At 40.1% G+C, this 23,266-nt stretch carries 29 protein-coding genes; 19 read left to right on the top strand and 10 right to left on the bottom strand.

The annotated features are described in order from the left end of the window. Positions 1 to 15 precede the first annotated feature (15 nt). A complete protein-coding gene (locus FTV50_RS15610; protein WP_180025000.1) occupies positions 16 to 354 on the top strand; it encodes a hypothetical protein in 339 nt (112 codons plus the stop codon). 78 nt (positions 355 to 432) lie between these two features. On the opposite strand, the gene FTV50_RS15605 is transcribed toward FTV50_RS15610, so the two are convergent. Together FTV50_RS15605 and FTV50_RS15600 are read right to left on the bottom strand one after the other, a co-directional pair. Then, a complete protein-coding gene (locus tag FTV50_RS15605) occupies positions 433 to 858 on the bottom strand; it encodes a GNAT family N-acetyltransferase (protein ID WP_249733326.1) in 426 nt (141 codons plus the stop codon). Between the two features lie 11 nt (positions 859 to 869). Next, positions 870 to 2,093 carry an SAM-dependent methyltransferase gene (locus tag FTV50_RS15600; protein ID WP_180024998.1) on the bottom strand — a complete coding sequence of 408 codons (1,224 nt, stop codon included), beginning with the start codon at positions 2,091 to 2,093 and terminating at the stop codon, positions 870 to 872. A gap of 107 nt (positions 2,094 to 2,200) precedes the next feature. Between FTV50_RS15600 and FTV50_RS15595 the strand changes: the two genes are divergently transcribed. Together FTV50_RS15595 and FTV50_RS15590 are read left to right on the top strand one after the other, a co-directional pair. Next, complete coding sequence (locus FTV50_RS15595) at positions 2,201 to 2,842, top strand: hemolysin III family protein (protein WP_180011623.1); 642 nt, start codon at positions 2,201 to 2,203, stop codon at positions 2,840 to 2,842. A gap of 145 nt (positions 2,843 to 2,987) precedes the next feature. Further along, positions 2,988 to 4,301: an MFS transporter gene (locus FTV50_RS15590; RefSeq protein ID WP_078194265.1), complete on the top strand. Its 1,314-nt coding sequence runs from the start codon at positions 2,988 to 2,990 to the stop codon at positions 4,299 to 4,301. A 299-nt stretch (positions 4,302 to 4,600) separates the two neighbouring features. On the opposite strand, the gene FTV50_RS15585 is transcribed toward FTV50_RS15590, so the two are convergent. Further along, the gene (locus FTV50_RS15585) at positions 4,601 to 5,611 is read right to left on the bottom strand and encodes a metallophosphoesterase (RefSeq protein ID WP_180024997.1); all 1,011 of its coding nucleotides are present in this window, start codon (positions 5,609 to 5,611) and stop codon (positions 4,601 to 4,603) included. 104 nt (positions 5,612 to 5,715) lie between these two features. Here FTV50_RS15585 and FTV50_RS15580 point away from each other — a divergent pair, with 104 nt between their 5' ends. After that, positions 5,716 to 7,335: a phospholipase D family protein gene (locus FTV50_RS15580; protein ID WP_257223939.1), complete on the top strand. Its 1,620-nt coding sequence runs from the start codon at positions 5,716 to 5,718 to the stop codon at positions 7,333 to 7,335. A gap of 44 nt (positions 7,336 to 7,379) precedes the next feature. Here the strand turns inward: FTV50_RS15580 and FTV50_RS15575 are convergent, their stop codons facing one another. Continuing rightward, entirely contained in the window at positions 7,380 to 8,204 is an 825-nt protein-coding gene (locus tag FTV50_RS15575; protein WP_180025015.1) for a 1-acyl-sn-glycerol-3-phosphate acyltransferase, read from the bottom strand. A 411-nt stretch (positions 8,205 to 8,615) separates the two neighbouring features. Here FTV50_RS15575 and hflX point away from each other — a divergent pair, with 411 nt between their 5' ends. The 6 genes from hflX to FTV50_RS15545 all read left to right on the top strand — a co-directional run bounded on the left by hflX (position 8,616) and on the right by FTV50_RS15545 (position 12,849). Continuing rightward, positions 8,616 to 9,950, top strand: coding sequence for a ribosome rescue GTPase HflX (gene hflX / locus FTV50_RS15570; protein ID WP_111885001.1), 1,335 nt, complete (start codon positions 8,616 to 8,618; stop codon positions 9,948 to 9,950). A 43-nt stretch (positions 9,951 to 9,993) separates the two neighbouring features. Next, entirely contained in the window at positions 9,994 to 10,365 is a 372-nt protein-coding gene (locus FTV50_RS15565; RefSeq protein ID WP_078190105.1) for a hypothetical protein, read from the top strand. An 11-nt stretch (positions 10,366 to 10,376) separates the two neighbouring features. Continuing rightward, entirely contained in the window at positions 10,377 to 11,051 is a 675-nt protein-coding gene (locus tag FTV50_RS15560) for an LrgB family protein (protein ID WP_078190106.1), read from the top strand. 248 nt (positions 11,052 to 11,299) lie between these two features. Then, entirely contained in the window at positions 11,300 to 11,752 is a 453-nt protein-coding gene (locus FTV50_RS15555) for a DUF2147 domain-containing protein (RefSeq protein WP_180024995.1), read from the top strand. Between the two features lie 60 nt (positions 11,753 to 11,812). After that, positions 11,813 to 12,262, top strand: a complete 450-nt coding sequence (locus tag FTV50_RS15550; protein WP_180024994.1) for a DUF2147 domain-containing protein — start codon at positions 11,813 to 11,815, stop codon at positions 12,260 to 12,262. 140 nt (positions 12,263 to 12,402) lie between these two features. After that, positions 12,403 to 12,849, top strand: coding sequence for a DUF2147 domain-containing protein (locus tag FTV50_RS15545; RefSeq protein ID WP_180024993.1), 447 nt, complete (start codon positions 12,403 to 12,405; stop codon positions 12,847 to 12,849). Between the two features lie 53 nt (positions 12,850 to 12,902). Here the strand turns inward: FTV50_RS15545 and FTV50_RS15540 are convergent, their stop codons facing one another. The 5 genes from FTV50_RS15540 to FTV50_RS15520 form a co-directional block, all read right to left on the bottom strand. After that, entirely contained in the window at positions 12,903 to 13,748 is an 846-nt protein-coding gene (locus FTV50_RS15540) for a symmetrical bis(5'-nucleosyl)-tetraphosphatase (protein WP_180024992.1), read from the bottom strand. Between the two features lie 6 nt (positions 13,749 to 13,754). Beyond that, complete coding sequence (gene rsmA / locus FTV50_RS15535) at positions 13,755 to 14,567, bottom strand: 16S rRNA (adenine(1518)-N(6)/adenine(1519)-N(6))-dimethyltransferase RsmA (RefSeq protein ID WP_180024991.1); 813 nt, start codon at positions 14,565 to 14,567, stop codon at positions 13,755 to 13,757. Between the two features lie 30 nt (positions 14,568 to 14,597). Further along, positions 14,598 to 15,407 (bottom strand): pilus assembly protein PilJ, encoded by an 810-nt coding sequence (locus tag FTV50_RS15530; protein WP_180024990.1) that lies wholly within the window; start codon positions 15,405 to 15,407, stop codon positions 14,598 to 14,600. Positions 15,408 to 15,476: 69 nt separating this feature from the next. Continuing rightward, a complete protein-coding gene (pdxA, locus tag FTV50_RS15525; RefSeq protein ID WP_180024989.1) occupies positions 15,477 to 16,460 on the bottom strand; it encodes a 4-hydroxythreonine-4-phosphate dehydrogenase PdxA in 984 nt (327 codons plus the stop codon). Positions 16,461 to 16,550: 90 nt separating this feature from the next. Next, positions 16,551 to 16,931, bottom strand: coding sequence for a hypothetical protein (locus FTV50_RS15520; RefSeq protein ID WP_180024988.1), 381 nt, complete (start codon positions 16,929 to 16,931; stop codon positions 16,551 to 16,553). 192 nt (positions 16,932 to 17,123) lie between these two features. Here FTV50_RS15520 and rplM point away from each other — a divergent pair, with 192 nt between their 5' ends. Together rplM and rpsI are read left to right on the top strand one after the other, a co-directional pair. Continuing rightward, positions 17,124 to 17,552, top strand: a complete 429-nt coding sequence (gene rplM, locus FTV50_RS15515; protein WP_004722943.1) for a 50S ribosomal protein L13 — start codon at positions 17,124 to 17,126, stop codon at positions 17,550 to 17,552. A gap of 12 nt (positions 17,553 to 17,564) precedes the next feature. Then, positions 17,565 to 17,951 carry a 30S ribosomal protein S9 gene (gene rpsI / locus FTV50_RS15510; protein ID WP_078190115.1) on the top strand — a complete coding sequence of 129 codons (387 nt, stop codon included), beginning with the start codon at positions 17,565 to 17,567 and terminating at the stop codon, positions 17,949 to 17,951. Between the two features lie 62 nt (positions 17,952 to 18,013). Here rpsI and FTV50_RS15505 read toward each other — a convergent pair whose 3' ends face one another. After that, entirely contained in the window at positions 18,014 to 18,259 is a 246-nt protein-coding gene (locus tag FTV50_RS15505) for a hypothetical protein (RefSeq protein ID WP_180024987.1), read from the bottom strand. 164 nt (positions 18,260 to 18,423) lie between these two features. Between FTV50_RS15505 and FTV50_RS15500 the strand changes: the two genes are divergently transcribed. From FTV50_RS15500 to FTV50_RS15470, 7 genes are all read left to right on the top strand, one after another. Then, positions 18,424 to 19,077 carry a glutathione S-transferase N-terminal domain-containing protein gene (locus FTV50_RS15500; protein ID WP_180024986.1) on the top strand — a complete coding sequence of 218 codons (654 nt, stop codon included), beginning with the start codon at positions 18,424 to 18,426 and terminating at the stop codon, positions 19,075 to 19,077. A 27-nt stretch (positions 19,078 to 19,104) separates the two neighbouring features. Beyond that, positions 19,105 to 19,533 carry a ClpXP protease specificity-enhancing factor gene (locus FTV50_RS15495; RefSeq protein ID WP_078194278.1) on the top strand — a complete coding sequence of 143 codons (429 nt, stop codon included), beginning with the start codon at positions 19,105 to 19,107 and terminating at the stop codon, positions 19,531 to 19,533. Between the two features lie 18 nt (positions 19,534 to 19,551). After that, positions 19,552 to 20,193: a hypothetical protein gene (locus FTV50_RS15490; RefSeq protein WP_180009225.1), complete on the top strand. Its 642-nt coding sequence runs from the start codon at positions 19,552 to 19,554 to the stop codon at positions 20,191 to 20,193. Positions 20,194 to 20,619: 426 nt separating this feature from the next. Then, positions 20,620 to 20,979 carry a roadblock/LC7 domain-containing protein gene (locus FTV50_RS15485; protein ID WP_180022868.1) on the top strand — a complete coding sequence of 120 codons (360 nt, stop codon included), beginning with the start codon at positions 20,620 to 20,622 and terminating at the stop codon, positions 20,977 to 20,979. A gap of 86 nt (positions 20,980 to 21,065) precedes the next feature. Continuing rightward, positions 21,066 to 22,040, top strand: coding sequence for a hypothetical protein (locus FTV50_RS15480; RefSeq protein WP_180024985.1), 975 nt, complete (start codon positions 21,066 to 21,068; stop codon positions 22,038 to 22,040). A 15-nt stretch (positions 22,041 to 22,055) separates the two neighbouring features. Further along, entirely contained in the window at positions 22,056 to 22,601 is a 546-nt protein-coding gene (locus FTV50_RS15475; RefSeq protein WP_180024984.1) for an ATP/GTP-binding protein, read from the top strand. A 10-nt stretch (positions 22,602 to 22,611) separates the two neighbouring features. Further along, positions 22,612 to 23,022 carry a roadblock/LC7 domain-containing protein gene (locus FTV50_RS15470; RefSeq protein WP_180024983.1) on the top strand — a complete coding sequence of 137 codons (411 nt, stop codon included), beginning with the start codon at positions 22,612 to 22,614 and terminating at the stop codon, positions 23,020 to 23,022. Positions 23,023 to 23,266 lie beyond the last annotated feature (244 nt).

Genomic DNA, 23,266 nt, shown 5'->3' with positions numbered 1-23,266 from the left:
ATTGAGTAGCTTGTTATGACTGATCATACTTCTCCTGAAAAATCACCATGGGGCTGGAAAGCACTGATTATTTTCTGTATTTTAGGTACGCTATTCATGGGTATTTTCTGGCTTGCTGTGACCAATGAACCAGACTATATGCCGAGCCAACAGAAAAAAGACAATACTCAACAGCATGCATTTAAAAATGCCCCTGTGATGTCAGAAGAAGCGTTGAAAAAGGCGCAAGCTGATCAAGCAGCTCGTGAAGCTTCTGCGCCGACTGCAGCAGATATGCAGATGACTGAAGAACAACATGCACATATGGATGACATGAGCCCTGAACCTACTGCATCGAATGATCATGGTCACTAAGCTTTGACCTCATCTATATAAAAAAAACGCTTAAAATATTAAGCGTTTTTTTATTTATAGATGTCCAATTTTACGTATTTAAGCCAAAGCCATGTACATATCTTGATGCGGAATACCACAATCTAAATATTCATCACCTTCAACAACAAAACCTAAAGCTGCATAAAACGGTATAGCATGCACTTGTGATGATAGTTTTAAATATTCACGTTGCTCTAATTTCGCTTGTTCGATGATAGCTTGCATCAAGATTTTACCAATACCCTGACCGCGATAGGCCTTTAAAACAGCAACACGACCTATACTGTTATTTTTCAACAAACGTGCAGTTGCAATAGCTTTCATCCCATCATGAACAATAAAATGCAGTGAAATCGCATCTTCTGCATCCCATTCATCTTCGGGCGATATCTGCTGTTCTAAAATAAAGACCTGTTCACGTATCGGCCGAGCTGCAGATGCCAGTTGCTCCCACGGACCAAATTGAATATTTAACTGCTGCATCCCTTCATCCTTTAGCATTTACAGCCAATATCTTGCTGGTCCCATTGATCATTCAACAATAATTCTAACGAATGCTTTTGAATGCCATACATGTCTTTTAAAGCTTGGATCTGCGCCAATACCGCTTGATCAGGTTCGACATAGTCTGCACGTTTGGTTGCCAAGATCATTTTATTTTTACTGGTATGTTCAAGTGCCACAAATTCAAAGACTTTGGTTTCATAACCATATGCTTTCAATAAAAGTGCACGAATCGTGTCAGTAAGCATCTCTGCTTGCTGGCCTGCATGAATACCAAATTGCAACATCGGTGCAAGTACTTGCGGCGCTTTCAATTGCGGACGCAGTTCTTTATGACAACACGGCGCACACATGATCATTTGCGCATTTAATCGAATACCGGTATGAATCGCAAAGTCCGTTGCCACATCACAGGCGTGCAGCGCAATCATGACATCTAAGCGCTCAGGCGCATAGGTACGAACATCGCCTTGGAAAAAATCCAGTTGGCTGAAATTCGACTGCTGAGCAACGCTTTGGCAAAATTCCACCATTTTTGGATTCAGCTCAACCCCAGTCACTTTAGGCACTTGCTGGTGTTTTGCTAAATAATCATATAATGCAAAAGTTAGATATCCCTTGCGTGAACCAAAATCTACAACATGTAGAGATTGATCAGTCTCTTTAATCTGACTTAAAGCGCCTGAAAAAATTTCTACAAATTTATTAATTTGTTTCCATTTACGCGCCATGCTCGGAATAATTTGTGATTTGGCATCCGTAATACCGAGTGGCTGTAAGAAATAACTGTCTTGATCGACATAGCGATGTTTTGCTCGATCATGCCCTTGCTGCTCCGTAGGATTTTTCCCTAAAGCAGGCTGCTTTTTGCTAATGCTTAGCATGGCTTTCTTTTTATTTTTCTTAAGCTGAATTTCTTCATCCAAGGTCATCAGGTTGGCTTGCTTACAACAGCTCAATAAACTTTCGACTTGTTGATATGCAGCTGCCATTGGATAATTTTTGGTGATGTCTTGGGTTTTATAACGATATAAACAGCTAAGAAATGACTCACCTTGCAGCGAAATGACTCGCAAGGTCATTTTTTCTAATTGGTCTAATTCACCTTTATACTGACTCAAGATCATGCGATCAAAACGCTGTGTTTCAATGGCTTGCTGAAAGGCTGCTAAAAATTGCTGCTCTTGTGTAGAGGGAGAAGCCAAAGATGACATAATATAAACCTAGATAAATTTGCAAAACAATTTTAAATCTTCTTACACCAAAAGCAAAATTGAATTATTATACACTTGTATATTTAAATTATTATAAAAGATACGTTATGAATGCTCCCCATCTTTTAGCTTATGACCCAGCTGAAGAAAGACTGAATTTCTATACCCATGCTTTCGGTGCAGCGTTGTCTGCCATCGCAGGTATCCTACTGATTTTAAAAGGATCATATCTTCCAACTGGACAATGGCTTGCACTTTGGGTGTATGCATTCAGTATGCTGTTATTGTTTTCAGCCTCGAGTCTATATCACTTCGCAGAATCTCCTGAGCGCCGTGGTTGGTACAAAAAACTCGACCATACCGCAATCTATTATTTAATTGCAGGTACTTACACCCCGTTTCTGGCAATCGCATTGCCTACCGCAAAAGCGCATTATTTACTCATTGCACTGTGGGTCATTGCTGCAATTGGAACACTATTCAAATTAATTTTCATTCATCGTTTTCAAAAGATTTCGTTGATTGCCTATTTGGTGATGGGATGGCTTGCAGTACTGGTAATGGATGATATGCAACGCTTTTTATCTGATCAAGCTTTAACCTACCTGATCATTGGCGGGCTATCTTATACAATCGGTGCATTGTTTTATGCCTTAAAAAAGGTAAGATATACACACGCTATCTGGCATATTTTTGTATTGATAGGTGCAGGATCACATTTCCTGTCGATTTATCTCTACGTGATATAACCCACTGACACTGCATTCTTTAGTGACCCTAATTCCGCAGTCCGTAAGTTGGTATTTCGTATTTTTTTAAGAAATTACGCCTTTTTTAAAAAGATTACGCTTTTAAAACTAAGTTCAATTATTTTTAGTAAGTGTAAGGTCCACCATGGCGTCTTCAAGTGCTGCTGCCACTGAACAGCAACCAACAAATTCAAAATTCCGCGTACTTACAGCAAGTCTTGTAGGTACCACAATCGAATTCTTCGATTTCTACATCTATGCAACTGCGGCTGTAATTATCTTCCCGCATCTGTTCTTCCCTGCAAGTACAGATCCAACAACCGCAACAATTCAATCTTTAGCAACGTTTGCGATTGCCTTTATTGCTCGCCCGATTGGTGCAACATTCTTTGGCCATTTAGGTGACCGTATCGGTCGTAAAGCCACATTAGTTGCCGCTCTCCTCACCATGGGGATTTCTACAGTATGTATCGGCTTGCTTCCAACCTATGCTCAAATTGGTATCGCTGCTCCGCTCATGCTTGCACTTTGTCGCTTAGGTCAAGGTCTTGGTTTAGGTGGTGAATGGTCAGGTGCCGTGCTGCTTGCAACTGAAAATGCGCCAGAAGGCAAACGTGCTTGGTATGGTATGTTCCCTCAATTGGGCGCGCCAATCGGCTTTATTCTTGCAACAGGCTCATTCTTGACCTTAGGTCACTTCATGTCTGAAGCTGAGTTTATGCAATGGGGTTGGCGTATTCCATTCATTGCAAGTGCGCTATTGGTTATTGTCGGTCTGTGGATTCGTTTAAAATTACATGAAACACCAGCGTTCCAAAAAGTTTTGGATAAGCAAAAAGAAGTAAATATTCCGTTCAAAGAAGTGATCACTAAGCACTGGGGGATGTTAATTCTCGGTACGATTGCCGCGATTTGTACATTCGTTGTGTTCTACTTAACCACAGTATTCGCTTTACAATGGGGTACAACCCAGCTTGGTTACACACGTGAAGAATTTTTAAAACTTCAACTGGTTGCCACACTTTGTTTCGCTGCCTTCATTCCACTTTCTGCTGTATTTGCTGAAAAATTTGGTCGTAAAACGACTTCGATTGCGGTATGTGTTGTATCTGCATTGTTTGGCTTAGTCTTCTCAAGCATGCTTGAGTCTGGCAGTACTGCGATGGTGTTCTTATTCCTATGTATCGGTCTTGCGATCATGGGTTTAACCTATGGTCCAATTGGTACGGTATTGTCTGAAATCTTCCCAACGTCTGTACGTTACACAGGTTCAGCTTTAACCTTTAACATGGCTGGTATTTTTGGTGCATCTTTCGCGCCATTGATCGCAACTAAACTTGCAACTGGCTATGGTTTATATGCAGTAGGTTACTACCTAACTGCGGCATCAATCCTTTCATTGATCGCGTTCTTAATGATTCGCGAAACTAAAAATGATGATGTGAATAATCAGGTTTAATCTGCACATAATAAAAAAGCCAGCACATATTGCTGGCTTTTTTATGTCTCAAATTGAGTCAATGAACTGATGAATACTCTGTAGTTGACAGCATTTTAAATAATTAAATTCATGCATGCAGCTTAGATCCCACTGAGTAGCAATACACATCTTATGTTGCAAGACACGGTCATTCACTCAACTTCAAACTACAAATGTTTCATGGCACGATTCAATTTTATTAACAAAACAAGGTTTGTAGCTCTTCATCAAGAGGAACAGTCACCAAACCGTTTAGCGATAATAAACGGTATTTTTGATTAAACCAACTCGATAATATCAATGGTCGGTGGCACAAGAAAACGGAAAGGTACCCCAACCATGCCCGTACCAACAGTGACAAAGACATCTGCATTGTCATGCTGATATAGCCCTTTTTTATGGCCTAAAATCGACACTTTTTTCATTACATAATCAGTCAACCATGGCAGTTGTACCTGCCCGCCATGGGTATGACCCGACAACATCAATGGTCTTCCCGTAAGTTTAGGTACCATATCGACGGTATCTGGATTATGCGACAAAATGATCCAAGGTTTATCTTGTGGCAATTCTGGCAAATAGCGCATATCGGCTTTACCAGCCCATAAGTCCCCAACACCTAATAAACGAAACTCATTAAACTCAACCACCTGCCCTTCGATATCCACCACATGGTTACTTTCTAATGCATGTTTTAACAGCGCTTGAATAGGCGGACCGGGATATTGCTCATCATGATTACCATTCACCGAATAAATCGGAGCAATAATTTTTTTTAGTACGGCCAGCTCTTCAGCCAACTTATTTTCTGGCTCGTAAGTCCAATCGCCTGCAACCACGACCAAATCAGGATTTTGCGCATTGATTTTATCGACGATCATTTTTAACTGACGTTCATGACCCGAAAATAAACCAATATGTAAATCACCAATTAAGGCAATGCGTACAGGCTTTAATAACTGTCGTGTTTCATGCAATTGATATTGACATTTTTTCACCTGAATCATGTGCGGCTCGATAAATCGGGCATAGCACAAAAGCCCCGTAACAGCACCGACAAAAATCGCTTCATGTAGTGAATAATAGCCACTCCAGCCTGCATAAAAGCTAAAGAAGAATAAAGGGATAAGTAAATACGAAAGATAGAATGCCAACAAATGTACGAAGGCTTTAAACGGATGAATCGTTTCCGTGCGCGACTGACTTAACCAAGCTTGAGAAATTGCCCAAACGCCCAGCACAGCCAACCCGATATAAAAATACATCACTACGGAATCTAATTCCCACATACATTTGCTCTACAATTTGCCTAACGAGAAAACTCGGTCACTATATTTATCTTTTCACAGCTGACACTTATACTCAAATCAAATTTTTTAGTATGTCTAACAGTATGAACTCAGCTACACCGAAACAGCAAAATTTGCCCTTCATACACAACCACACTAAGGCGGTTTTGCTGAGTTGTAGCCTTGTTTTGACTTTATCTGCATGTAGTACCTTGCCTAAACAGCAAACTCAACCTGTGGAATATGCTTTTAATACCCCGACAGACGATACTAGCCTTGCGAAAATTGTGCTGCCGCTACGTGAACAAAATCCCAACTTAACTGGTTATCATGTTCTATATGACCCATTAGAAGCCTTAGCGGCTCGAATCGAACTGATCAATAAAGCCGAAAAAAGTTTAGATCTACAATACTATATTTGGGATAACGACAAAATTGGTGCTTTGGCCCTGCATGCCATGATCAAAGCTGCAGATCGTGGGGTGAAAATTCGTTTATTGGTCGATGACAACAATGCCAAAAAAATGGAAGGCATTTATATGGCACTCGACCAACATGCCAATATTGATGTCAAACTGTATAACCCGTACCGCTTCCGACATTTCCGCCCTGTCGATATGGTACTGGATCTAAAACGCATCAACCGTCGTATGCACAACAAAAGCTTTATTGCAGACAATCAAATTGCTCTGATTGGTGGTCGCAATATGAGTAACCAATACTATAACGTCAGTGATAACTATCAATTTTCCGATGTCGACGTCATGTTGGTCGGTGCGGCGTCCGATGAAATCATTCATTCTTTTGACGAATATTGGAATGATGACTATGCCTTTCCAGTACGCCAATTGGTCAATCCACGCCACTATAGTTTGCGTTTTGACAGTCTCAAACGACAACTCGATGACTATAACCAAGAAGCCACTGTGGTTAATTATTTGGACTTAGCCAATCGTTCACATGCCTTTGATGACTGGCTCAACAATAAAATCCAATTTGACTGGGTCAAAGCCGAAGTCGTCAAAGACTCCCCGAGCAAAATCAAATCTAAAGCCAAAAAAGAAGAGCATCTCAACTTTCAGCTCCTCAACCGTTTAGATAAACCGGAACAAAGTGTCGATATCGTTTCAGCCTACTTTGTCCCAGAAAAAAAAGGGGCTGAACGCCTAAAAAACCTTCGTGCAGATGGCGTAAAAGTCAGAGTCTTGACCAACTCATTCCAGGCCAATGACGTACCATTGGTTCATGCTTTTTATAGCAAATATCGTCAAGACCTCTTGGAACACGACGTTCAACTCTATGAGTTTCTCTCTAGACCTGATGCAGAAAACCTCAACACCAATACCAAAGAGTTGGCGGAAAAATCTAAAGTTAGTCTAAAAGGTTTAAGCCGTTCAAGCCTGCATGCCAAACTGATGGCAATTGATGAAAAACAAGTCTTTATCGGCTCATTTAACTTTGATCCACGTTCAGCATATTTAAATACTGAAATTGGGGTATTACTGAATAGCCCACGCTTAGCCAAAGCCGTCCACTACACCATGGATGAAAATTTAAGTAAATATGCCTATAAGTTAGTGCTCAATGCAGACCAACAGATCAATTGGAAAATTAAGCTGTCAAATGGTCAAACGCGTATTTATCCACGTGAACCGAAAATCAAGTGGTGGCAAAAAGCAGGGGTGAAATTTATCTCTTGGTTGCCGCTCGAAGGCTTTATGTAAGGATTATGCTGCAAAGGCATCCCCTTGCAGCCTGTATCATTAAATTATTTAGCTTCAACTGGAACTGGCGCTTTAAGAACTTTAGCTTGAAGCTCTGCTAATCCCTGATTCATTTTTTGCTGCACTTCTTGTGTCAGACTGTCAACAGTATGACCTGCCGAATCAATTGCGGGCAATGTCATGAGATGCGCTGTGACTTTCGGCATTTCTAAGACATTTTTGACATGTCGATCAAAGCTAATGTCTCCGACATAGGGCGCAATATTATCGAGTTCACCGTCCTGATTCACATAGCAAATTAAGCAAATTTGGACTGGACGTTCGGCTTCAATTGCCGCACCTAAAATACGACCATGAATTTTTTTAATTTTGCTGCCATCTGAAGTGGTGGCTTCTGGGAAAAAGAGTACCGGCGTATCTTGTTTTAAGAAGCCCGTAATTTGTTCTTTAATTTTAATCGAGTCGCCAGAGCCACGCTTAATAAATAAGGTGCCACCGCCTTTCGCCAATTTACCCAGCACTGGCCATTTTTCAATTTCAGCTTTCGCCAAAAAGAAAACACGTGCGCCAGAACCCAAAACTGCCACATCTAACCATGAAATATGATTACTTACCCAAAGGGCTGGTTGACGTGGAATTTCGCCATGCACTTTGACTTCAAGATTAAATACTTTGCATAACTTGCGACAAAAATACTGCACATAGCGGGTATTTTGCGGGTTATTCGGGTCTTTATACAATTGATGACGATAAACCAAATAAAAACCCTGCGTCACGGCAACAGCTGCAGCACCGACTTTTTTACAATACAAATAAAATTTTGAAAACACATTAATTTGCGGTGTATTGACGATTTGAGGTTGATTCATAAACGGTTCACTAAAAGGACACGGTGCCACAATTTGGCGTAAATTTTCATCATCATATACCGAAGACAGTTTTTTTGCATTGATCATAAAAACCGAAGTCGAAGATAATATTTTCCCATTTTAATCGTTTTTAAAAATCAAATATTATTTTTATATCGGTTTTAAAGGTTAAAATTATGAATCATTCATATTCAGACAATCCCCCTATTTCTTCATGGCAAGCGTTAAAAGCCATTGCTGGTTTTTCATTGATATATGTGAGTGTGCTTTTTTTACTGGCACTGAGCTTTCGCAGCTTTCTCTAATTGAACTGCAGGTCGTACAGCAACTTTGCCATTAATCCATCACTTAGATTAACCCTCGCACTGCATTTTCGCCTAAAATGAATCTTTAAACAGGAGTGTGTGCTGAGTGGAAAATTTAAATCAACATCAAGCGAGCGGTGAACGCGTAATTTTAGTCAGTGTGGCAGTACAAATGCTTGCAGACCTTGATGCCGAAGAATTCCACTTACTTGCTCAATCTGCAGGTGCCAATATTCTGCAACATGTGCATGCTCAGCGTATTAAGCCTGATGCCAAATTATTTATCGGCTCAGGGAAAGCTGAAGAAATTGCAGAAGTAGTCGCAGAATATGAAGCCGAATTGGTCATCTTTGACCATGCTCTCACCCCTGCCCAAGCACGTAATCTTGAACGCATCATGCGTTGTCGTGTGGTCGATCGTACAGAATTAATTTTAGATATTTTTGCCCAACGCGCACGTACCTATGAAGGTAAATTGCAAGTTGAATTGGCCCAATTACAGCATATGGCTTCACGGCTGATTCGTAGTCGTGGCGATCTCGATAGCCAAAAAGGCGGGATTGGCTTACGTGGCCCGGGCGAAACCCTGCTGGAAACCGACCGTCGTCTACTCAAGCTGCGTATGGGGCAACTCAAAGCGAAACTTGAGAAAGTCCGTCAAACACGTATGCAAGGTCGTGTGGCACGTCAAAAAGCCGCTGTTCCAACTGTGTCATTGGTGGGTTATACCAATGCGGGTAAATCGACCTTATTTAATAATTTAGCAAAAAGTGATGTCTATGCAGCAGACCAACTTTTTGCGACACTTGACCCGACCTTACGCCGTCTACATTGGGATGGGATCGGTAACTTAGTGCTCGCAGATACTGTAGGGTTTGTGCGTAATTTATCGCACTCATTGGTCGAGTCATTTAAAGCCACCTTAGAAGAAACGTTGGAGGCGACCTTATTGTTACATGTCATTGACTCCAGCAGTCCGGACATGATGGAACAAATCGAGGCTGTCGAAAAAGTCCTGAAAGAAATTGGTGTCGATGTTCCGATTCTGCGCGTTTATAACAAAATTGATGTCAGTGGCGAAGATCCTAAAATCATCTATGGCAAGCCACATCAGCCGGAACGTGTCTATGTCTCAGCACATAGTGGTAAAGGTCTTCCTTTATTACGCCAAGCGGTTCAAGAATGCTTAATGGGACAGATTCAAAGCTTTGAAGTCCGTCTAAAACCGGCTTATGGCAAATTAAGAACACAACTGTATGCGCTCAATGTGATCCAAAATGAAAGTTATGATGAACAAGGCAACTTAATTTTGCACGTCATCATTGCCCCGCATAAGTTAGAACAACTGATTAAACAGGCGCATTTACCCATCGAAGAAATCTTGGGAACGCGTGCGCAACAATTTCAACGTCCACTTGAAGAATTTGAAATTAAAGACTAAATCGGTTAAAACTTGATTAGTATAATTTTAACGAAAGACAAAAATGGACTGGATCAAGCGCATCGATTGGAAAGCCTGGATAGGCACTATTGCATTAATTATTATTTTCCGTGAAGGCGCGGTCTGGGTCATGAAGCAATTCAATCACCCAGAATTAGGCAATCTAGTCGGTCTGATTAGCTTACTGATCGTGCTTTCATTTTGGAGAAAATTCAACAAAATTCCAGCCAGTTTGGTCGATACCAATAATAAAATTATGAAAGAAAGTGCCTTTGCCTTCCTACCTATTAGTGCAGGCTCATTGCTAATGATGATGCATTTAGGCGATGAAATTCCGATGTTTTTGATTGTTCTCTTTGTCAGCACCCTCATACCGCTGTGGGTCTACGCAAAAATGTCTAAGAAATGGCTATAAGGAGAATCAACATGCTTTCAATCATCTCTGGATTCATCATTACCCTGATCGCCTATCTTGTCGCAAAACCTATTAATAAAAAATTACCGCAAATCCCTGTAATTGTGATTGGGATGTTTTTCGTTATTGGTATGCTCTATCTTTTTGGCATTTCCTATGAAAGTTATATGGCACAGGTGAATCCACTGTTCAATAACTTACTCGGCTATGTCACAGTGGCCTTGGCCATTCCTTTAGCAGCGATGCGCTACGATGATTTACCTTTAAAAGCCGTGGGCGGGATTTTAGTCTTTGCCAGTATCAGTGCCGTTGCCCTCCCTATGGGGCTGGCTTATTTGCTGCATTTGTCAGATCCAACCATTATGGCTTTTGCTACACGGGCAGTGACCACCCCAATTGCCATCAACATTGCGACGCTGCTGCATTCCCCGATTCCTTTGGTGATTTTGATTGTGATTTTATCAGGGGTGATTGGCGCAGCATTTTCACCCATCATACTCAAAAATATTCATGATGAACGTGCATCAGGACTCGCCTTAGGACTTGCTGCACATGCGATTGGCACAGCTCAAGCTTGGCAGCGCGGCAGCATTGCTGGGCGCTATGCGGCATTTGGCATGGCGGTAAATGCAGTCTTCACAGCAATCTGGTTGCCAACTTTCATACTCTATCTACAAAATATGTGACTGAGCAATCACTTTTAAATGATTGTTTTGTATAAAAAATAAACTTAATATAAATTCAAGGGTACGCCACAACACATTGAATGATGTGCTGTGGATGTTACATTTTTGGTAAAGTCACTTTTGTGCAACATGTCAACTTTCCCGAATAAAATGTAAATATTTATGCTTAGAGTAGTTGCTCTAAGTTCAGATATTACCTAGTATGATCAATAAACCCTCACAAAGTGTATTGATAAAGGATTATTAATATGATCGAAAAAAGTTTGAAATGGGCTGCATTATTCGGTGCTGTAGTAACAAGCTCTGCACTCTATGCTCAAGATCTTACAGGGACTTGGCAACAAATTGACGATAAAACCGGTTCGCCTAAAGCACTGATCGAAATTCGAAAAGATGCCAAAGACACCTATACCGGCAAAATTGTCAAAGTGACGCCACGTCCGGGTTATACACCAAAGGAAAAATGTGTGAATTGCCCTGCACCTTATACCAACCAGCCTATTTTAGGGATGGATGTATTTAAGGGGCTGAAACTTGAAAGTGAAAATACCTACTCTCAAGGAAAAATTATTGATCCTTTAGCAGGCAAAATTTACAGCTTAAAAGGCAAAATTTCTGCCAATGGTAAGCGCTTACATTTACGTGGATATCTGGGGATTTCCGCGATTGGTCGTACACAGACATGGATTCGCGTTGAATAAATTTTAAATTTATTCAGTAAATTGATTTGATATAGGTGAACCACCTACAGGGAATATCTGATGAAAAAATTAAAAGTGAGCCTCTTATTCTTAGCTGCTGTAATGAGTGGTTCAGCTTTTGCTCAAGACCTTTCAGGGACTTGGCAACAAATTGATGATAAAACAGGTTCACAAAAAGCCATTATTGAAATCCGTAAAGAAAGTAATGGAACATTCGTGGGTAAAATCATTAAAGTGACGCCGCGTCCGGGTTATACGCCACGTGACACCTGCGTAAACTGCCCTGCACCTTATAAAAACAAACCGATTTTAGGCCTTGATGTGTTAACTGGTTTAAAACATATTGAAGGGACCAATAATTACGACAAAGGCCGTATTATTGACCCACTTTCTGGCAAAATTTACGACACAAAAGTTCGCTTAAATGCCAGCGGAAAACGTCTCACGCTGCGTGGCTATATGGGTGTATCAGCACTCGGTCGTAGCCAAACTTGGATTCGCCAAGAATAAGTTCAATGTTATAAAAACCGCCGCCATGGCGGTTTTTTTATGCCTAAGATATTCAAATTATTTTAAAAATAAAGTTGACTATTCTCGTAAACTTTCTAACATACGTGCTCATAAATCACGCTTCTAGGGGAAAAGCGATTATGTTTAAAAAAATATTATTCAGCCTTTGCACATTCGGATTGATGAATGTCGCATTTGCAAATGACATTACTGGCACGTGGCAACAAATTGACGATAAAACAGGAGCGGCCAAAGCGATTATTTCGATTCACAAAGAATCCAATAATACCTATACCGGTAAAATTATTAAAATTACACCACGTCCTGGCTATACACCACAAAAAAACTGTAATAAGTGCCCTGCGCCTTATACCAACCAACCGATTCTCGGCATGGAAATTGTTAAAGGTTTAAAGCAGATTAATAATACAAATAATTATGAAAAAGGTCGTATTATCGACCCTCTTTCTGGCAAAGTTTATGATGCTAAAGTGCGCTTAAACAGCACAGGAAAACGTATTTCGATCCGTGCAAGTATTGGCGTTTCAGTCTTAGGTCGTAACCAAACTTGGATTCGTTTAGACTAATCCTCACACCAATAAAAAAGCCGCATCAATGCGGCTTTTTTATTTTTAAATACTTACATCACAGGATTATCGACCGCAAACATGTGCTGATCTTCTAAACGATAGGCCATCAACTGATTGCCCCAAACACATCCGCCATCCACATTTTGGATTTTTGCTGAAATGCTTTTTCCTTGTAAAGCGGCCCAATGACCAAAAAGAATTTGATGGGTCTGCGCTGCTTGTGACTCAAACTCAAACCATGGTTGAAAACCCTTCGGCATAGGGTCATCGAGTGAGTCTTTAAAACTGAACTCTAAACGACCTTCTGCATCGGTTAAGCGCATGCGGGTCAAATAGTTGGTAATACAACGTAAGCGCGCATGACCAGACAAATCATCCGACCATAGGTTCGGCTCTTTACCGTACATCACTTGAAGAAACGCATCGACCACATCAAAGTCGTCATGACCAATCACCGCTTCCACTTCTTTTGCCAAATCAGCGGTTTGCTGCGCAGTCCAATTCAAAGGAATACCCGCATGAGTCAAAATGGTTTGCTCATTCGGAAATAGACACAGCGGCTGCTTGCGTAACCAATCAATCAAATCATCACTTTCTAAAGCGTGAATCACATCATCGATATTGTCTTTAGGATTGATATCCTTAATACCGCGAGCGCATGCCAGCAAAGTCAGATCATGATTGCCCAGTACCGTCGCCGCAACTTCACTATCCACTAATTTTTTGATGAACCGCAAAGCGCCTATCGAGTTTTCACCCCGTGCGACGAGATCACCGGCAAACCATATAAAATCTTGGTCTGCATCAAACTTTATCTCTTTCAGTAAAGCTTTTAATGCTTCAAAACAGCCTTGAACATCACCAATGACATAGTTATAGCGAATATTGCGAGTCATAATTATTTAAGCCACCATTTGATCTGCTAATGCGACAAATTCTGCAAGTGTTAGGGTTTCAGGACGCGCCATTGGATCAACCCCTGCATTTTCAAAACCATCTTCAACCAACATGCCTTTTAAGCTGTTGCGTAACGTCTTACGGCGTTGAGTAAAGACATGTGAAACCAAACGCGCAAGCGCTTTTTCATTTTTCGCCACAATCGGTTTAACGGCATAAGGCTCTAAACGGAATACCGCAGAGGTGACTTTTGGCGGCGGATTAAACGAACCCGGCGGCACTTCAAATAAAAACGTCGGTTTACAGAAGTATTGGATCATCACCGATAAACGGCCGTATTCTTTAGTATTCGGTGAAGCGGTAATACGGTCCACGACTTCTTTTTGCAGCATGAAGTGCATGTCTTTGACTTTGTCGCCAAACTCCAAGAGATGAAACAGCAGCGGAGTCGAGATGTTATACGGCAAGTTGCCAACCACGCGCAGAGGACGGCCTTCGGCAAACAGCTCGGTAAAGTCATATTTCAGCGCGTCGGTTTCAACAATGGTCAAGCGCTCAGGATGCGGCACACGGCCCGGCAAACCTGCAGCTAAGTCACGGTCCAGCTCAACCACAGTTAGAGCATCGCATTCACCAATTAAAGGCGATGTAAGCGCAGCAAGACCGGGACCAATTTCGACAATATTGTCACCAGTACGCGGATTTACGGAACGTACAATTTTGGCAATAACACGTTGATCATGTAAGAAATTCTGTCCAAACCGCTTACGCGTGTGATGCCCTTCATCTTTTGGGTTTAGGGCATTAATTTGATACATAAAATTCTCCGCATAGGTTTATTACAACGATTACTGACTTGATTCAAATTCACTCAAGCGAGCAAAAATTTCTTCGGACTTGGTCACATTATCCCGAGCCGCTTTAATTACACTGAGCAATGGCTCTCTTTGTTGCAACAAAGCCATTGTTTCAGATTTCATCATTTCTTCAGTTTCAGCCTGAATGGAGAGCAAACTTTCACGCATTTCAGCATTGTTTACGCGCTCTACACCCAGTTCGGGATTACCATTCAGTTGAGCCTTCAAATAAATATTGAAAGTTTCAAAATCTGCTAAAAAGTCATCTAAATCGTCTGGATGAATAGAATTCACATCAGTTAACTTCAGCAAAGAATCCAACAGTCGTCCCGCAATATAGACTTGATTTTTGGCAATCATTGCTTGAATAGCTGAATTGTTTGCTCTAGCCATCATATCAGCCAGAAGGTTATATTCAGCTTGAATACCTGGAATGGTTTCACTTACAAGAAGTTGATATTCATATAGCGCACTCAGGCTATTTTGATGCTGTACAAGCAGATCAATATTAGCATTGATTGCCTGTCCATCTTGAAGCATTTTATCAGCACCGCCACGATTCGCATATTTTTTATGCATCGCGGTCAGCGCTTGATTAAATTTTTGCTGATTATGTTTAAAGCCATCCACGGCACCCGGTGATGCAAAACGTATAAATCCTTCCGTCTGTTTTGGAATTTGCAGCGATAATACTTTTAATTCACAAAAATGATGATCTGTAGCGAGCGTTGAACATGCTGACAGCATCAACGCTAACGCAATCCCAAAAAATGGGCGAATGATCGATTTCGCCCTAAGCATCTTGTTATTTTCCTGTTTTATTTTTGATAATTTTTTACAATTATTCATATAAAATTCAAACCTTTATTATTAAGTTTCGTTATTTTTCGCACGTGCTAATTCTAAAGCCAAATCAACCGCCACCTGTAAACTCGAACTTTTAGCAAGACCAGTTCCAGCCAGTGACAGTGCTGTGCCGTGATCCACTGAAGTCCGAATAAACGGTAAGCCCAAAGTGATATTGATGGCTTCGCCAAAGCCCTGCGACTTTAACACAGGTAAGCCCTGATCGTGATACATCGCCAAAACCGCATCGGCATCTTTTAAATTTTCAGGGGTAAATAAGGTATCAGCAGGTAAGCTCAGGCTCATATTCACCCCTTGAGCGCGATAACGCTCTAGCACCGGATTGATCACTTCAATCTCCTCCATGCCCAAATAGCCATCTTCACCCGCATGCGGATTTAAACCGCAGACTAAAATATGCGGATGATCTTTTTTAAATTTGGTTTTTAAATCATGAATTACAATATCAATGACTTGATGCAAACGTTCTTGAGTAATGGCATCGGCTACATCACGAAGCGGTAAATGTGTAGTTGCCAATGCGACACGGAGCGTTTTGGTCGCAAGCATCATCACGACACGATCAACGCCTGCAAATTCTTGATAAAACTCCGTATGTCCGCTGAAATGGATACCGGCATCATTAATAATCGACTTTTGCACAGGTGCAGTTGCAACACCTACACTTTTGCCAGACATCGCATAATCTGCAGAACGACGTAATTGTTCCAACACATAGGCTGCATTATTCACATCTAACTGACCTGCAATAACAGGTGTAGTTACAGGTACATGTTCCACATAAAGCTGACCTAGAGCTGCCGAACCCTCCTGCCCAACATAGTCAATCAGTTCAACTTCGAGCTTTAACTGTTGAGCGCGCTTGATCAGCAAATCTTTATCAATAAGAACCACAAGTGGCCTTTCATCTATTCGATTGGCTAAGCTCAAACAAATATCAGGTCCGATACCTGCGGGTTCACCGCTCGTGATATATAAAGGCAGCATGGGTCTATCCTGTGTGTGCAATAGCATTATTATACTGTGTGATGCACATGACAGACCTAATTTTATTGACTAAAAATATCGGACTAAAACTCAAAAATAAGCGCGTTTTGCGACATTGTATGGAATGAAATCGAAAGCAAAACCTGAAATGCCAATGATCCAAATCAATGCAATAAGAATTACAATGCCGCGCTGAACGGCTGACACATGTTGCGGGTACTTCGTTATCAGCCAAAAAGACATACCACCCAGAAGCAATAATCCAATCAACAGATAAACCAATAAATAACTAAGGAAAAATAAAGTGAGCATCATTAACAAAACGATGATCGCACCATCCGCCCCGTGCAAATACACCAAATACAAAAAAGTTGGGCTTAAAACTAAGGCGCTATATAAGCCCATTAATTGCAACCATTGCCGCCAGAATGAGGGTTCAGATGTGTTTTTTAACAGATTAGAATTCGACATGATTTACTTTCATCCGTTTTTTTTTATAATTTCTGGATTATCTGCTGTTTATTGCTGAAGAAATATACTACAATACAGCGCTTGAAATTTTATATTTTCATTTGTGATTCTTCACGTATTCGTATAGAATCGCGTCTCCTTTTGTTTGGACAGCTTCCATAGTCCAAACCAACTATAATAGGTAGTGGTTTAATGAAAACTCTCAGCGCTAAGCCAGCTGAAGTTCAACACGACTGGTACGTTGTTGATGCTTCTGGCAAAACTTTAGGTCGCCTTGCGACTGAAATCGCTCGTCGTTTACGCGGTAAGCACAAAACTTCTTATACTCCTCACGTTGACACTGGCGACTACATCGTTGTTATCAATGCTGAGCAAGTTCAAGTGACTGGTAAAAAATCACTTGATAAGAAATATTATCGCCACACTGGTTTCCCTGGTGGTATTCGTGAAACTAATTTCGAAAAATTAGTTGCTCACAAACCAGAAGAAATCTTCGAACGTGCTGTAAAAGGCATGTTGCCAAAAGGTCCTCTTGGTTATGCAATGATCAAGAAAATGAAAGTGTACGCTGGTACTGAGCATCCACATACTGCTCAACAGCCACAAGTTTTGGACATCTAAGGGATACAGCACATGGCTACTAACTATGGTACAGGTCGCCGTAAGACCGCAACTGCACGTGTTTTCCTATCAGCTGGTACTGGTAAACTCGTAATCAACAACCGTTCTTTAGAACAATATTTCGGTCGTGAAACTGCTCGTATGGTTGTTAACCAACCACTTGAGCTTTTAGAAGCTACTGAGAAATATGACCTTTACATCACTGTTGCTGGTGGTGGTATCGGTGGTCAAGCAGGCGCTATCCGTCACGGTATTACTCGTGCATTGATTGCTTCTGACGAAACTCTTAAACCTGCTCTTCGTCAAGCTGGTTTCGTTACTCGTGATGCTCGTGAAGTTGAACGTAAGAAACTTGGTTTACGTAAAGCTCGTAAACGTCCTCAATTCTCTAAACGTTAATTCGTTTACCGAATCGGACAAAAAACCTTGGCTTATGCCAAGGTTTTTTTATGTCTTAATTTTTATGAAGATGATGCAAATAGAATAACGATCCGATAAACAAAAAGACTAAAACTCGCAATTAAGCATATAACTGACAGTGTTAGTGTAATTGTACAGATGGTCATTTTGCTTTGTTGTTCTAGGCTATCATCCTCTGCTCCATAATCAGAGGCATAACCTCCAGCGAGTGCCGTATAAAAGCCAATGCCCATAAAAATAACAGCAGCTAAAAATAATAATTTTTTTACAAGTGCAATGGTCATCATGCGGTGACGATCAGGTAAATGAATGACATGAAAAGCTATCAGATAAAATCAAATAAAACAAAACTGTAATTTTCACTGTAGCTGCATTGATATTGCTAAAGTCCCCGTGATTTTACTGTCTAATTTTAGTATCCTATCTTATTCATTTCTCATCGTCTCGGATTATGTCAGTCGAAAATGCACCTCTCCAAGGGATTACGCTTTACAGTCATGCGGATGACTTTCGCTCACACTGGATACGTTATGTACTTGCAGAGAAGCAAATCAAACATAATTTAATTATTGCTGATGATGAAGACGAAGATCTTGCAAGTTTAAATCCCTACAATCAACTTCCGATGATGATTGAAAATGGCCTAAAACTCTATAACAGCAGTATTATCGCCGAATATCTGGATGACCGATATCGTCAAAATAAACTGTATGCAGATGCACCCATGCCTCGTGCAGAGCAACGTCAATATGTATGGCGCTTCGAACAAGATTGGTTAAGACTTGCCGATATTATGCTTCGCCATCCCGATACCCTCAATGAAAAAGCCAAGCAAAAAGCACAAAAACAATTGCGTGATACACTCATTTCACTAACCCCCTTGTTTCAGCATTATCCTTATTTTATGTCTGAACAATTTAGCATGTTAGACTGTATGCTCGCACCTGTATTTCTGCGCCTAAAAGCCATGGGGATTGAGCTTCCCAAACAGCAATGCCGCCCTATATTTCTCTATTGCCAACGCATCTTTAGCCGTCCTGCATTTATCAAATCAATGACATTGCAGGAAAAAAATCGCTATAGCGAGCTTTTAGCAAAAAATTAATTTCCCATTAATATTCGAGTAAGCATTATGTCTGAACAAGAACTACAACTCACTCCAACGCGTCCATACTTAACACGGGCACTTTATGAATGGATTTGTGACAATCAACTTACACCGTACCTACTTGTTGATGCGACACAGAATGGTACGATGGTGCCAGTTCAATATATCCAAGATGGCCAAATTGTCCTGAATATCGCACCTCATGCAACGCATGCGCTACACATGAGCAATGAGACGATTACTTTCTCTGCACGCTTTGGTGGCGTTTCGCAAAACCTCTATATCCCCTTTTCTGCTGTTCTAGGTATCTATGCACGTGAAAATGGTCAAGGCATGTTCTTCGATCCTCAAGAATATGAAGGTATTCAGAATGATCAAAATGCTTTAAAATCAAACGACCAAGAACAACAAGAGCAGCCGAAGAAAAAACCAGGTTTAAGGTTGCTCGATTAAAGAATAAGGAAGCGAATAATGGCTTTTGATTTAGTACAATATTTTGTCGAACAAATAGAATCTCAAAAGCCTACGCTTTTAAGTCATTTAAATCGTGAAGAAAAACGTCAACATATACGTGAAATTAATGCATTAACTTTAGGTGAATTGATTCATCAGCTCCGCAATAATGCTCAAAAGGTTTATCAAGAAATTACTCATCCTGATGAACTCTATATTCAAGAAGTTTCACGCCATCTGACCACCAATCCATCGAATGCATCAATATTAGAACGCTCTGAACTTGAACACCTAACAACTGAAATTTTTCATTTACAATTAAATGAATTAAAGCAACTTCATGATACCGGCTCACACTCACCACAAAGCATTCAAGAATTACTCAATGGACAAATTGAACACCTTTCTGGTCAAGCGGATGATTGGGTTTGGTCAACAAACAACCTAACAGAGCTTCTTGGTTCTAAACCAAATCTGCAAGAAGAGATATCATTAGAAGCATCAATGAAGGAGTTCAATCAAATGGTTAATCAACAACATACTCAAGAAGATGTGACAACTGAAGTACAAGTGCCAACTTGGTCAAAAATTGTAGAGCCTATCGTTGCAGTGGTGATTTTATGGATTCTGGCATCTGCAGCTTGTAATATTTTTTCTTAAGTGGCTTCATTTGTCTAAAACAATGACCTGCTTTTTAAGCAGGTTTTTTTAAATCGAATATTCTAAATTACACGCCTTTAGATCACTTTTTGTTTTCTTTATGTAAATCGGTCAGCTTTATTCTGCAAAAATTGAGTTTTGTCACACCATTTACAAAATATTACATTTGAATTTTTGGTAAATTTTATATCAAAAATAAAGTTCTAAAATACATAAAAAATATATATAGCAAATTAAATCACATTTTTTAAATCCTAAAACTTAACGCTATATTTAGAAAATATTATCCTTTTAAGGCAAAAAATTAATTTTATTGCAAAGCCCCTTACGCTTCCTATAATTAAATTATGTAGTTAAAAACGCTAGTTTAATTACCTAAATATCTACAAATAATAATCATGTATAACCTAAAAGAGGGGCATAAAAATGGCTAAAGTTTCATTAGAATCACTCACAACAATCGACGGTTTTCATGCAGCGGCACTGGTAGACGGTGAAAGTGGCCTAGCTATGGCGACACAAGGCGGTGGAGATATTGATTTAGAATTAGCAGCTGCTGGAAATACTGAAGTGGTTCGCTCCAAAAGACGTGTCGCTCAGTCACTCAATTTAGATGATCACATTGTCGATATTTTAATTACCTTAGGAAAGCAGTATCACTTGATTCGTCCACTGGAAAATAATGAATCCGTGTTCTTATATTTAGTACTTGATCGTGCCAAAGCAAACCTAGCCATGGCTCGACACGAATTAAAAACCTATGAAAAAAATTTAGATTTTGCTTAATTTCACCCAACCCTCTTATGCCAATAAGAGGGTTTTTTATTCCCAAAATGTTTTACAGGTTTGAATAAAATTAGTCGAGGAACACCATGAATAAGCAATATATCAATATCGGCATTGCAGGATTAAGTATTCATGATTCAGATCAACTCAAACATCAGCTTTACGCAATTTTTCCACAGCACTTTAATATCCAATGGAAAAGTGCATCTGATGTGAATCTCGATTGCTTATTTATTCATGAGCGTTTTTTTGACACCGAAGGAATTCAAAAAATATTAACTCGCCGCGCTTTACCTTGGCTCAAGATCTCGAAAGACAACCAACAATCAGGGCGCGTTAGAAACAATACGCTGTTCCTTCCCGTGGACGACAATCAAGAGCTCAATCAATGGATTGATAAACATCTCGTCAGCCATAATGGCCTTAACGAATCCATAGAGCATGCTCAGCATGATCAAATCCAGAGCTTTAGCGATTTTAATTTGGAGGATGATTACTTCAAAAAAATGTATGCAGAAGATAATCATGAAAAATTACACCTATATGATGATCTAGGCACAATAGCGGTAATCGATACCGCGCAAAATATAGCTTGGCTCAACCTCGAGCGTCAACTTCAACACACAGATGCTAGTTTTAAATATGATTTCGCATCAATTGAAGATATGACCCATGTAAGTCGAAAGCACCCCGTCATCCTTCAAGACTGGATATGGAATCTATTTTGGCAAACTCCGAATTTTTACCAAACAGTTCCTGAAGATGGCCATTTTCGAATTTTAAGCTGGCCAAAACCTGCTGAACATTTATCTCATAAACAAATTTTTCAACTTTCTGCATGCTTTATACAGGGCGCAAAGATATCAACGATTGCAGAACAATATGATATACCCCTCAGCACCGTTCGGCAGTTCATTGCTGCGAATATGGCATCACTGAATATTAAAAAAATAAATCTTTGGGATAAACATTACACGCCACCTGAAACGCATGAACCAACAGAAGAAAAGAACTTTGTGCAAAACTTCTTTCGTAAATTACGCCGTAAATTTGGATTTTAGAATAGGACATCAAACATGATTCTTCAGCATTATAAAATTGTCTTTGCTGGTTCTATGGGTGCTGGAAAAACTGAAGCGATCCGTTCACTTTCTGATATCCCAGTTCTACTGACCGAGGCGTTTAATACAGATCAAACCAGCCATCAAAAACTTGAAACTACAGTAGGTATCGACTACGGAGAAGTGACCTTAGAAGATGGTTTAAAAATAGGTTTATATGGTACCCCTGGACAAAGTCGTTTTGATTTTATTTGGCCTGTGATTTGTCAAGGCGCAATCGGTGCAATTATTTTGATTGATCATAATGTTAATGATCCCCTAAGTGAACTCGAAAGCTACTTAGAAACCTTCCAAAACTATACAGATAACATAGCCATTGGAATTACCCATACAGACGAAATCACAAGTTCAACGAATACTGCTATCTACAAAGATTGGCTGATTAGTCAGGACTTATATTCGCCCCTATTCTTTATTGACTGTCGCAAAAAATCTGACGTTTTACTGCTACTTGAAGCTTTAATTACCTCAATCGAAGTAAATCACTACATTACCGCATAAGGAGTTATCAATGTTTAATGTCACAAAACGCACCGCTTCGAATGAGTTAATACAACATGCCCGTGAACTAATAAATAATATTATTAACAATGCACGAGGCGTTCATTTCATCATGGTGTGTTCAACAGATGGATTTGAGCTAACAAGTGTTTACAAACGTGGGCAATATAACAATAGCAAGTTAGCTGCGGTTAGCAGCTCTATCCTTGCAATGGTGTCAGCATTTATTAAAGAAATTCATTTGGTCGGTTGTCAAAATATAACCTTAGATGCCGAAAATGGAAAAGCGATACTTGCATCTGTTGCTGCACAAAATCATCCCATGATTATTGTAGCATTGACAGATAAGGACATTTTATTAGGCCAAATCTTATATATGCTTAAAGCTGCAACGCAATCAATTATTTCAGCGGATCAATAAACTTTATAGAAATATTGAAGACTATTAACTTTATATTTGATTCAGAAATATTCATTTATTCGTCACTTTAACTTATTCATTTTCCTATTCTATTCTTCTGCTTTTCTTCTTTCCCCCCTTTTCTCCGCACATAAAAAAACACCCCCTGAGATATCAGGGGGTGTTTTCGAATAATGAGCTGGCGATGACTTACTCTCACATGGGTAACCCCACACTACCATCAGCGCTAAGAGGTTTCACTTCT

The sequence above is a fragment of the Acinetobacter sp. YH1901134 genome, assembly GCF_013416965.1.
GTDB classification, from domain to species: Bacteria; Pseudomonadota; Gammaproteobacteria; order Pseudomonadales; family Moraxellaceae; genus Acinetobacter; species Acinetobacter amyesii.
This window is presented reverse-complemented; position numbering and strand designations above follow the sequence as displayed.

Excerpts from the sequence above, each read along its gene's own strand:
- FTV50_RS15610 (WP_180025000.1), top strand. The coding sequence starts at position 16 with ATGACTGATCATACTTCTCCTGAAAAATCACCATGGGGCTGGAAAGCA.
- FTV50_RS15605 (WP_249733326.1), bottom strand. The coding sequence starts at position 858 with ATGCAGCAGTTAAATATTCAATTTGGTCCGTGGGAGCAACTGGCATCT.
- FTV50_RS15600 (WP_180024998.1), bottom strand. The coding sequence starts at position 2,093 with ATGTCATCTTTGGCTTCTCCCTCTACACAAGAGCAGCAATTTTTAGCA.
- FTV50_RS15595 (WP_180011623.1), top strand. The coding sequence starts at position 2,201 with ATGAATGCTCCCCATCTTTTAGCTTATGACCCAGCTGAAGAAAGACTG.
- FTV50_RS15590 (WP_078194265.1), top strand. The coding sequence starts at position 2,988 with ATGGCGTCTTCAAGTGCTGCTGCCACTGAACAGCAACCAACAAATTCA.
- FTV50_RS15585 (WP_180024997.1), bottom strand. The coding sequence starts at position 5,611 with ATGTGGGAATTAGATTCCGTAGTGATGTATTTTTATATCGGGTTGGCT.
- FTV50_RS15580 (WP_257223939.1), top strand. The coding sequence starts at position 5,716 with ATGAACTCAGCTACACCGAAACAGCAAAATTTGCCCTTCATACACAAC.
- FTV50_RS15575 (WP_180025015.1), bottom strand. The coding sequence starts at position 8,204 with ATGAATCAACCTCAAATCGTCAATACACCGCAAATTAATGTGTTTTCA.
- FTV50_RS15565 (WP_078190105.1), top strand. The coding sequence starts at position 9,994 with ATGGACTGGATCAAGCGCATCGATTGGAAAGCCTGGATAGGCACTATT.
- FTV50_RS15560 (WP_078190106.1), top strand. The coding sequence starts at position 10,377 with ATGCTTTCAATCATCTCTGGATTCATCATTACCCTGATCGCCTATCTT.
- FTV50_RS15555 (WP_180024995.1), top strand. The coding sequence starts at position 11,300 with ATGATCGAAAAAAGTTTGAAATGGGCTGCATTATTCGGTGCTGTAGTA.
- FTV50_RS15550 (WP_180024994.1), top strand. The coding sequence starts at position 11,813 with ATGAAAAAATTAAAAGTGAGCCTCTTATTCTTAGCTGCTGTAATGAGT.
- FTV50_RS15545 (WP_180024993.1), top strand. The coding sequence starts at position 12,403 with ATGTTTAAAAAAATATTATTCAGCCTTTGCACATTCGGATTGATGAAT.
- FTV50_RS15540 (WP_180024992.1), bottom strand. The coding sequence starts at position 13,748 with ATGACTCGCAATATTCGCTATAACTATGTCATTGGTGATGTTCAAGGC.
- rsmA (WP_180024991.1), bottom strand. The coding sequence starts at position 14,567 with ATGTATCAAATTAATGCCCTAAACCCAAAAGATGAAGGGCATCACACG.
- FTV50_RS15530 (WP_180024990.1), bottom strand. The coding sequence starts at position 15,407 with ATGCTTAGGGCGAAATCGATCATTCGCCCATTTTTTGGGATTGCGTTA.
- pdxA (WP_180024989.1), bottom strand. The coding sequence starts at position 16,460 with ATGCTGCCTTTATATATCACGAGCGGTGAACCCGCAGGTATCGGACCT.
- FTV50_RS15520 (WP_180024988.1), bottom strand. The coding sequence starts at position 16,931 with ATGTCGAATTCTAATCTGTTAAAAAACACATCTGAACCCTCATTCTGG.
- rplM (WP_004722943.1), top strand. The coding sequence starts at position 17,124 with ATGAAAACTCTCAGCGCTAAGCCAGCTGAAGTTCAACACGACTGGTAC.
- rpsI (WP_078190115.1), top strand. The coding sequence starts at position 17,565 with ATGGCTACTAACTATGGTACAGGTCGCCGTAAGACCGCAACTGCACGT.
- FTV50_RS15505 (WP_180024987.1), bottom strand. The coding sequence starts at position 18,259 with ATGATGACCATTGCACTTGTAAAAAAATTATTATTTTTAGCTGCTGTT.
- FTV50_RS15500 (WP_180024986.1), top strand. The coding sequence starts at position 18,424 with ATGTCAGTCGAAAATGCACCTCTCCAAGGGATTACGCTTTACAGTCAT.
- FTV50_RS15495 (WP_078194278.1), top strand. The coding sequence starts at position 19,105 with ATGTCTGAACAAGAACTACAACTCACTCCAACGCGTCCATACTTAACA.
- FTV50_RS15490 (WP_180009225.1), top strand. The coding sequence starts at position 19,552 with ATGGCTTTTGATTTAGTACAATATTTTGTCGAACAAATAGAATCTCAA.
- FTV50_RS15485 (WP_180022868.1), top strand. The coding sequence starts at position 20,620 with ATGGCTAAAGTTTCATTAGAATCACTCACAACAATCGACGGTTTTCAT.
- FTV50_RS15480 (WP_180024985.1), top strand. The coding sequence starts at position 21,066 with ATGAATAAGCAATATATCAATATCGGCATTGCAGGATTAAGTATTCAT.
- FTV50_RS15475 (WP_180024984.1), top strand. The coding sequence starts at position 22,056 with ATGATTCTTCAGCATTATAAAATTGTCTTTGCTGGTTCTATGGGTGCT.
- FTV50_RS15470 (WP_180024983.1), top strand. The coding sequence starts at position 22,612 with ATGTTTAATGTCACAAAACGCACCGCTTCGAATGAGTTAATACAACAT.